Annotated in this window: 6 protein-coding genes and 1 pseudogene; 4 read left to right on the plus strand and 3 right to left on the minus strand. The window is 61.6% G+C overall.

All coding sequences use genetic code 11. The features are described 5' to 3' along the window. Positions 1-122: 122 nt before the first annotated feature. The 3 genes and pseudogenes from AC3WN7_RS10775 to acs form a co-directional block, all read left to right on the plus strand. Positions 123-1,148: pseudogene (locus AC3WN7_RS10775) on the plus strand (HAMP domain-containing protein); the annotation flags it as partial. 108 nt (positions 1,149-1,256) lie between these two features. Beyond that, positions 1,257-2,006 (plus strand): methyl-accepting chemotaxis protein, encoded by a 750-nt coding sequence (locus AC3WN7_RS10780; RefSeq protein WP_409077341.1) that lies wholly within the window; start codon positions 1,257-1,259, stop codon positions 2,004-2,006. A gap of 78 nt (positions 2,007-2,084) precedes the next feature. Beyond that, positions 2,085-4,040, plus strand: a complete 1,956-nt coding sequence (acs, locus tag AC3WN7_RS10785) for an acetate--CoA ligase (protein WP_458548324.1) — start codon at positions 2,085-2,087, stop codon at positions 4,038-4,040. A gap of 32 nt (positions 4,041-4,072) precedes the next feature. Here the strand turns inward: acs and AC3WN7_RS10790 are convergent, their stop codons facing one another. After that, positions 4,073-4,846: a hypothetical protein gene (locus AC3WN7_RS10790; RefSeq protein WP_102675723.1), complete on the minus strand. Its 774-nt coding sequence runs from the start codon at positions 4,844-4,846 to the stop codon at positions 4,073-4,075. A 16-nt stretch (positions 4,847-4,862) separates the two neighbouring features. Continuing rightward, positions 4,863-5,681 (minus strand): DUF2092 domain-containing protein, encoded by an 819-nt coding sequence (locus AC3WN7_RS10795; RefSeq protein ID WP_102675724.1) that lies wholly within the window; start codon positions 5,679-5,681, stop codon positions 4,863-4,865. A gap of 339 nt (positions 5,682-6,020) precedes the next feature. Between AC3WN7_RS10795 and AC3WN7_RS10800 the strand changes: the two genes are divergently transcribed. Further along, the gene (locus AC3WN7_RS10800) at positions 6,021-7,088 is read left to right on the plus strand and encodes an alpha/beta fold hydrolase (protein WP_102675725.1); all 1,068 of its coding nucleotides are present in this window, start codon (positions 6,021-6,023) and stop codon (positions 7,086-7,088) included. A 456-nt stretch (positions 7,089-7,544) separates the two neighbouring features. On the opposite strand, the gene AC3WN7_RS10805 is transcribed toward AC3WN7_RS10800, so the two are convergent. Continuing rightward, complete coding sequence (locus AC3WN7_RS10805; RefSeq protein WP_102675727.1) at positions 7,545-8,276, minus strand: hypothetical protein; 732 nt, start codon at positions 8,274-8,276, stop codon at positions 7,545-7,547. Positions 8,277-8,781: the final 505 nt, after the last annotated feature.

Below are 8,781 nucleotides of genomic sequence, written 5' to 3' on the forward strand. Positions count from 1 at the left end.
AGCCCGCTCCCACAGGGGGGAGTATGAACACAAGTCCAATGTGGGAGCGGGCTTGCTCGCGAAGGCGTCCTCACTGACCTGAGATTTTTCTGTTCCCCTTGATCGCCCCTTTGGAGCCCTCGATGAAAATCCGTTACAAGGTGAGCCTTGTGGCTGCTTGTGTGTTGTTGGTGACCACCAGTCTTCTATCACTGGTTCAGGTAGAGCAGATCCGTAGCATTTTGCGTCACCAGGTCGAGGCGAGCATTGCCGAATCGAGCAATGCGGTGGCACGTCAGATCGAGAACTGGCTGAACGGCAAGCTTCATTTGATGGACCTGGCCTCCCAGGCGATCGATCGCCAGTACAGTGTGCAAACGACCCAACGCATCATCGATTCGCCCATTCTGAAAGACGAATTCAAGCTGGTGTTCGGCGCCCTTGAGGCTGATGGAAAGCCCATCAAGAACACGGCGGCGTGGAATCCGAAACCCGACTATGACGGTCGTACCCGCCCTTGGTACGCGACGGGAAAGACCGGCAGCCAAGCCGTCCTGACCGAACCCTACAAGGACTCCACCACGGGTGAAATCCTGATCTCGGCCGTCGCCCGGATCAGCGACGCGGGACAGTTGCTCGGGGTGTTTGGCGGTGACATCCGCCTGACCACGGTGGCCGATGCCATCAATACCCTGGATTTCGGCGGGGCCGGTTATGCGTTCCTGCTCAGTAAAAGCGGCAACATCATTTCCCACCCGGACGCCGAACTGAACGGCAAGCCCTACAGTCAGCTTTTTGCCGGGGGCGCCCTGCCCCTCGACGGCAAGCTTCAAGAGGTGCGCAGCGGCGGGAAGTCCCTCCTGGTGTCCTTCATCCCGCTCTCCGATCTCAAGGGTATGGATTGGTACATCGGCGTGGTCCTGGACCAGGACATCGTCATGGCTGCGGCGCATACCTTGAGTTGGCGAGCGGTGATCGGTACCGGCCTGGGCGTGCTGCTCAGCCTGTTGGTGTTGGGCCTGCTGGTCAAGCGACTGCTGCGGCCGCTGGAACAACTGAAGGATTCACTGGCAGACATCAATCGCGGTGAAGGCGACCTGACCCGCCAGTTGCCCGTGGTCGGCAATGATGAAATTGCGCTGGTCGCCGGGGAGTTCAACCAGTTCCTGCACAATCTCAAGGCGCTCATTGGCGACGTGAAAAACAGCTCGCAACAGGTCCGCGAGAGCACCACAGCGACTTCATGCGAAGCGGATCAGGCCGCCAACCGTGTACAGGTGCAATTGCAGGAACTGGATCAACTGGCCACCGCCATGACCGAGATGGCCTCGACCGCCGAGGATGTCGCGCGCAACGCGCAAACCGCTGCCGAAGCGGCCATCGCGGCTAACGAAGAAACCGCCGACGGCGTCGCTCTGGTTTCCCGGTCTACCGGGGCCATCAAGCGCTTGGCCGAGGAGATGGACGCCACCGGTCATGCGATCAATGACTTGTCCACCCTCAGTCAAAGCATTGAATCGATTGTGGCGGTCATCACCAGCATCGCTGACCAGACCAATCTGCTCGCCCTCAATGCCGCCATTGAGGCGGCCCGTGCCGGCGAATCGGGACGCGGGTTTGCGGTCGTGGCCGATGAGGTGCGCTCCCTGGCCTCGCGCACCCAGCAATCCACCCAGGAAATACGCGAGATGATCGACCAGCTGCAGACCGGGGTAAAACATGCCCAGGCGCGCATGCAGCAGAGCCGCGACACGGCCAGCAAAACGGCTGGCGATGCCAAGGCCGCCAATGACACCCTCGAACGCATACGCCTGGCCATTTACCGCATCAATGACATGAACCTGCAGATTGCCGCGGCCGCTGAAGAACAAAGCGCCACGACCGAAGAAATCAACCGCAACACCACCAATATCCGCGACATCAGTCTTGAAGTGTCCGGCAGTGCGGACAAACAGGTTCGCCAGTGCCTGGTCATGGTCGACCACGTCGGCCAGCAGGACAAACTACTGAGTCGCTTCCGGATTTGAATGTTGCATTTGCCCGAATGCTTGAGCTGCAAACCCGTAAAAGATCACAAAAACAACTATTCCACCGAGGTAAGAAAGATGAGTGCGGCTTCCCTGTATCCCGTTCGTCCCGAGGTTCTGGCCAATACCCTGACCGACGAGGCGACCTACAAGGCCATGTACCAGCAGTCGGTCGTCAACCCGGACGGCTTCTGGCGCGAGCAAGCCAAGCGCCTCGACTGGATCAAGCCTTTCACCACGGTGAAGCAGACCTCCTTCGACGATCACCATGTCGACATCAAGTGGTTCGCCGACGGCACCCTGAACGTGTCCTACAATTGCCTCGACCGTCATCTGGCCGAGCGCGGCGACCAGGTCGCGATCATCTGGGAAGGCGATGACCCTGCCGAAAGCCGCAACATCACCTACCGCGAGTTGCACGAACAAGTCTGCAAGTTCGCCAACGCCCTGCGCGGCCAGGACGTGCACCGCGGCGACGTGGTGACGATCTACATGCCGATGATCCCCGAAGCCGTGGTCGCCATGTTGGCCTGCACCCGGATCGGCGCGATCCACTCTGTGGTGTTCGGCGGCTTCTCGCCGGAAGCCCTGGCCGGTCGCATCATCGACTGCCGCTCGAAAGTGGTGATCACCGCCGACGAAGGTATTCGTGCCGGCAAGAAGATCCCGCTCAAGGCCAACGTCGACGACGCCCTGACCAACCCGGAAACCAGCAGCATCCAGAAAGTCATCGTGTGCAAGCGCACCGGTGGCCAGATCAAGTGGAACCAGCACCGCGACATCTGGTTCGAAGACCTGATGAAAGTGGCCGGCACCGTGTGCGCGCCGAAAGAGATGGGCGCTGAAGAGGCGCTGTTCATCCTCTACACCTCCGGCTCCACCGGCAAGCCGAAGGGCGTGCAGCACACCACCGGCGGTTACCTGCTGTACGCCGCCATGACCCACGAGCGCGTGTTCGACTACCGCCCGGGCGAGATCTACTGGTGCACCGCCGACGTCGGCTGGGTCACCGGCCACAGCTACATCGTCTACGGCCCGCTGGCCAACGGCGCGACCACCCTGCTGTTCGAAGGCGTGCCGAACTACCCGGACATCACCCGGGTGGCGAAGATCGTCGACAAACACAAGGTCAACATCCTTTACACGGCACCGACCGCGATCCGCGCCATGATGGCCTCGGGCACCGCCGCGGTTGAAGGCGCCGATGGCAGCAGCCTGCGCCTGTTGGGTTCGGTGGGCGAGCCGATCAACCCGGAAGCCTGGGACTGGTACTACAAGAACGTCGGCAAGTCCCGTTGCCCGATCGTCGACACCTGGTGGCAGACCGAAACCGGCGGCAACATGATGAGCCCGCTGCCGGGCGCCCATGCCCTCAAGCCGGGTTCGGCGGCGCGTCCGTTCTTCGGCGTGGTGCCGGCCCTGGTGGACAACCTGGGCAACATCATCGAAGGCGAGGCCGAGGGCAACCTGGTGATTCTCGATTCGTGGCCAGGCCAGGCGCGTACGCTGTTTGGCGACCATGATCGCTTCGTCGACACCTACTTCAAGACCTTCCGCGGCATGTACTTCACCGGTGACGGCGCCCGTCGCGATGCCGATGGCTACTACTGGATCACCGGGCGCGTGGACGACGTGCTCAACGTCTCCGGCCACCGCATGGGCACCGCCGAGATCGAAAGCGCAATGGTCGCGCACCCGAAAGTCGCCGAAGCGGCGGTGGTTGGTGTGCCGCACGACATCAAGGGACAGGGCATTTATGTCTACGTCACCCTGAAAAACGGTGAAGAGCCGAACGAGCAACTGCGCCTGGAACTGAAGAACTGGGTGCGCAAGGAGATCGGGCCGATTGCCTCGCCGGATGTGATCCAGTGGGCGCCGGGGCTGCCGAAGACTCGCTCGGGCAAGATCATGCGGCGGATTCTGCGCAAGATTGCGGCGGCTGAGTACGAAGGGTTGGGGGATATCTCCACCCTGGCGGACCCGAGTGTGGTGCTGAACCTGATCAATACGCACCGCAGCATGAACGTCGCCTGACAGTTCGGGCCCCATCTATGAGCGCCCGGGGCTCAAGGCATCGGCACGACGGTGTAATAAACGCCGTTGGCGCCAAAGGACGGTCGCAACCAGGAATTGCCGCACTGGTAGTACGTGGTATTGGAGAAACTTATCAGGCCACAACCTGGGGGCAGTGAGGCGTACGTCGCGCCCATGGGCATTGTCGGTGGTGCGGAGGCCACCATGCCGGCGTTATAGCTGGCGTTCTGGTCGGCGACCGTCGCTGCTGCTTCACCGACGACCACGCCCGCCGCAGCGGCAGCGGCCGGATTGACGCCCTCGTTATAGCCACAGTTGTAGCAGCCACTGCTGGCAATCACGGCGGTTGGCGGATGGTAGTAAGCGGTCCCGTAAGGCACGGCACGGTAGGCGGTTGTGCCATAAACGGGGGGACGGTAAGCCGTCGTGCCATAGCCATCCGCGTGATAGCCGGCGGCGGTAGCGCCATTTTCACCTTGCGCATGCCAGGCACCTTCACCACCCGACGCCGTTCCACCTTCCGCGCCCGTGCCGTGCCAGGAGCCCTCGCCACCGGACGCCGAGCCGCCGCGATAGCCGGTGCCGCTCCAGCTCCCATCACCTCCGGAAGCCGAGCCGCCGCGATTGGTTTCGCCACTCCAACTGCCGCCACCGCCCGAAGCCGAGCCGTATTCACCCGAATGACTCCATGAGCCCCCGCCTCCGTACGTGCGCCCGAAGCCGGAAGCGTGGGACCAGGCCGCTGCCTGGTTGCAGGTGAGCAGCGCGACAAGCAGGCCGGCGAATTTCAAGGTAGATCTGTTCATGGATCAGTCTCCTTGTTCAGGGTTTCGCCACGGGTTCTTTTACCCCCTGCGGGGCACGAAGATCGGGCGGTGGGGCAAACTCAATGCGGTGGGCCGTTTCGATGTGGTCAGGCCTGAAAAAATCGACAGGCATCGCCGACTGGAGCTTCCAGTCACTGAAATCGACTTGATGCCGGGATCGTGTCGGATCATCGAGAAACACGGCGCGCAACCGGCGTGGCAGCTTGTCCTGCACGCCGATCCAGGCCTGCACGAACACGCTGTCGCTGGTGTAGGCGATCACATCGGTGGTGGTGTCACCGACCACCGTGCTTTGGCCGACGTAAAACGCCACACGCAGGTCCCGGGACAAATCCTTGTAGGGATCGGCGACGATCACGTCGGTAAACGGAAAATAGATCGCGGCACCCTGGTACGCGGCCTCCAGGGTTGCATCAAGGGTAGGCGGCGCGTCGGCCTGGGCCAGCAAGTTGCCTTCACGTTCGAAGGCATAGGCTTTTTTGCCGTCGTAGTAAAACTCGGTGGCGGGACCGTCGCCGGAAGTCAACACACGAAGGCGATCCGGTCGTTGCACGTTGACCAGGTCCACCGTGCCATAGGCCAGGGGAGGCCCTAGCCGGCTGGGCTTTTCGTAGGTCGTGACGGCTTTGAAACTCATGCCCTGAGTACCCGCGAGCCTGGTACTCATTCCCTTCAGAACCTCCAGCGCCTTGGGTTCCAGTTGCACCGCAGGCGGGTTGGCAGAGGGAGACTGTGCGGCGTGCAGCGGGATGGCGAATAGACCTATGGCTAGACCGAGACAGAACAACCGGACAGGCGTTTGGAAGCTAGGCATCGATTGTTCTCCACGGAAACCTGCGGGGCGATCACGGGTCGTCAGACTCAGTAGCAAAGCTCAGTTACAGGGTGACTGCCATGCATTCGGGAAAATAGTTTGAACAAATCCGGTCAGAAACCCGCGCATAAGCTTCAGCAGCGCGAACCTCGCGAGGCAGTACGACTTACGCATGACGCCGCTGTGTATCACACTGTGTCAGCTCGACGTCCCGATACACAGTCTTTCATCCAGCCGGTGATTGGACACAGGCCGGATACGTTGCCGCGTTTCAATGCAAGCAAGGTTCGCAGGGGCTCAGACCGATCCCCTGACCATGGCTGGTAATGGAGACATCCCATGAAGATGGCACTGCGCAACAGCAACACCGGCAAGACTCGCCGCCACCTGGTCGGCCCATCGATCCTCGCCCTCACCCTGTTCGGTGTGCTCGGCGCAGCCCATGCGCAAACGGCCACCACCGTGCAGCCGGCTGCGACCCCTGCCCAAGCCACTCAGGCGGCGCCCTCGCCGTTCGGCCCGCTCAAGCATGTCAACGCCGGGCTGCTGGACGTGGCGTACGCCGAAACCGGCCCGGCCGACGGACCGGTGGTGATCCTGCTGCACGGCTGGCCGTACGACATTCACAGCTATGACGAAGTCGCGCCGTTGCTCGCCGCCAAGGGCTACCGGGTACTGATGCCCTATGCGCGCGGCTATGGCGATACGCATTTCCTCTCCGACAAAACCCTGCGCAATGGCCAGCCGGCTGCGCTGGCCAGTGATGTCATCGACTTCATGGATGCGCTGAAGATCAAGCAAGCGGTGCTCGGTGGTTATGACTGGGGTGCGCGTTCGGCCGGCATTGTCTCGGCGCTGTGGCCGGAGCGAGTCAAGGCGCTGGTCTCGGTCAGCGGTTATCTGATCGGTAACCAGGCGGCCGGCAAGAACCCGCTGCCACCCAAGGCGGAACTGCAGTGGTGGTATCAGTTCTACTTCGCCACCGACCGCGGTCACGCCGGATACGCGAAAAACACCCACGACTTCGCCAAGCTGATCTGGCAACTGGCTTCGCCGAAATGGGCGTTCGATGACGCTACCTTCGACCGCAGCGCCAAGGCGCTGGACAATCCGGACCATGTCGACATCACCGTGTTCAACTACCGCTGGCGCCTGGGCCTGGTCCAGGGTGAAAGCCGCTACGAAGCGCTGGAGCAGAAACTGGCCACGGCGCCGTCCATCAGCGTGCCGACCATCACCCTTGAAGGCGATGCCAACGGCGCACCGCACCCGGCCCCCGAAGACTATGCCAAGCGCTTCACCGGCAAATACGAATTCCGGCTGATCAACGGCGGCATCGGCCACAACCTGCCGCAGGAAGACCCGCAGGCGTTCGCCAAGGCTGTGATCGATGCGGATCATCTTTGACCTTCGCGTATTTATCCAGTAGCAAACGCGGTGCGCTTGAGTCCATCGCCAGCAGGCTGGCTCCTACAGTTTCAGCGTGGGCACGGTCCCTTGTGGGAGCTGGCTTGCCAGCGATGGGCGTTAACGATAACGCGTGTTGACTGAATAAACGCGGTGCACTTGAGACCATCGCGAGCAAGCTCGCTCCTACAGTTTCAGCGTGGGCGCGGTCCTTTGTGGGAACTGGCTTGCCTGCGATGGTCGTTAACGATAACGCGGGTAACCTGGATGAACGCGGTGCACTTGAGACCATCGCGAGCAAGCTCGCTCCTACAGTTTCAGCGTGGGCACGGTCCCTTGTGGGAGCTGGCTTGCCTGCGATGGTCGTTAACGATAACGCGGGTGAACTGGATGAACGCGGCGCATTTGAGTCCATCGCCAGCAGGCTGGCTCCTACAGTTTCCTGCCATTCGTTTGCTACGAGTAATGGATCTCGCTCAAGTCGATCGACACCAGCAACGCCTCCTTGTTGACCTGCCCATCGGCCTTGCGCCGATAGGCTCGTCGCTTGCCCGGCATGTGCAAGCCGTCGGCCTGGACGTAGTCATAAACCAGTTGGGCAGCGGGCATGCCACCGCTCACATCGACGTTGTAGTCGTGGCGGCGCAGCAGAAAGTCATCGCCGAAATAGAAGTCCTGGATGGCGCTATGGGTTGCGATGCTGTCGGGGAAGTGCACCCGCAAATGCCGCCAGAGCTCGGCGCCCTCTTGCAAGGGATCGATTTCCTCGCTGGTTACGCCCGGCAAGGTGAACAGGAAGGGCATGGTCAGGTAGGACCACATCGCATAGCCGTTGAAGTAGGCCCGGTGCAACGGGTCCCAGGCCGTGTGTTCACCATGGCCCTTGAAGGATGCCCGGGGTGCCTGGCGCTCGGCAATCACCTTGCCCGCGGTATTCTCGATGGCGATCCGGTTCGGCGTATAGGCCGTGAATTGCCCCGGTGCACCGAAGGGTGTCACCGAGGCTCTTTGTTCATGCAGCCACACGGTCATCTGGCGTGGCGCGCTGTCCTGGGTCAACCCTTTCATGCCCCAGAGCGAGCCGCCGGTGACGAGCGTGGCGCAGACCTTATTGAAACTGTTCCAGCGTGCCAGGCCGCCATGAGCGGTCAGTATCCGGTCCAGCAGTTCGCGATCCTGGGCAGGCATGATTGCGTCCCCTCCTCGTCCGTTGGCGCTTGCATCACTTTCAGAATAATGGATCGCCGGCCGCGTGCCGGACCGGCCGATGGACAGCCGGATTGAGACGAGCGCATCGTTGGTCCGGCGTTGTCGGCGATTGACCAGTCTGTAGGAGCGAGCTTGCTCGCGATGGTCTCGAGAGCGCCGAGTTGAGCCAGTAAACAAGCGTTATCGTTAACGACCATCGCTGGCAAGCCAGCTCCCACAGAAGACCGCGTCTGTAGGAGCGAGCTTGCTCGCGATGGTCTCGAGAGCGCCGCGTTGAGCCAGCAAACAAGCGTCATCGTTAACGACCATCGCTGGCAAGCCAGCTCCCACAGAAGACCGCGTTTGTAGGAGCGAGCTTGCTCGCGATGGTCTCGAGAGCGCCGCGCTGACCCAGAAAACAAGCGTTATCGTTAACGACCATCGCTGGCAAGCCAGCTCCCACAGAAGACCGCGTTTGTAGGAGCGAGCTTGCTCGCGATGGTCT

This window comes from Pseudomonas sp. FW305-70, from assembly GCF_058783925.1.

Excerpts from the sequence above, each read along its gene's own strand:
- AC3WN7_RS10790 (WP_102675723.1), bottom strand. The coding sequence starts at position 4,846 with ATGAACAGATCTACCTTGAAATTCGCCGGCCTGCTTGTCGCGCTGCTC.
- acs (WP_458548324.1), top strand. The coding sequence starts at position 2,085 with ATGAGTGCGGCTTCCCTGTATCCCGTTCGTCCCGAGGTTCTGGCCAAT.
- AC3WN7_RS10795 (WP_102675724.1), bottom strand. The coding sequence starts at position 5,681 with ATGCCTAGCTTCCAAACGCCTGTCCGGTTGTTCTGTCTCGGTCTAGCC.
- AC3WN7_RS10800 (WP_102675725.1), top strand. The coding sequence starts at position 6,021 with ATGAAGATGGCACTGCGCAACAGCAACACCGGCAAGACTCGCCGCCAC.
- AC3WN7_RS10805 (WP_102675727.1), bottom strand. The coding sequence starts at position 8,276 with ATGCCTGCCCAGGATCGCGAACTGCTGGACCGGATACTGACCGCTCAT.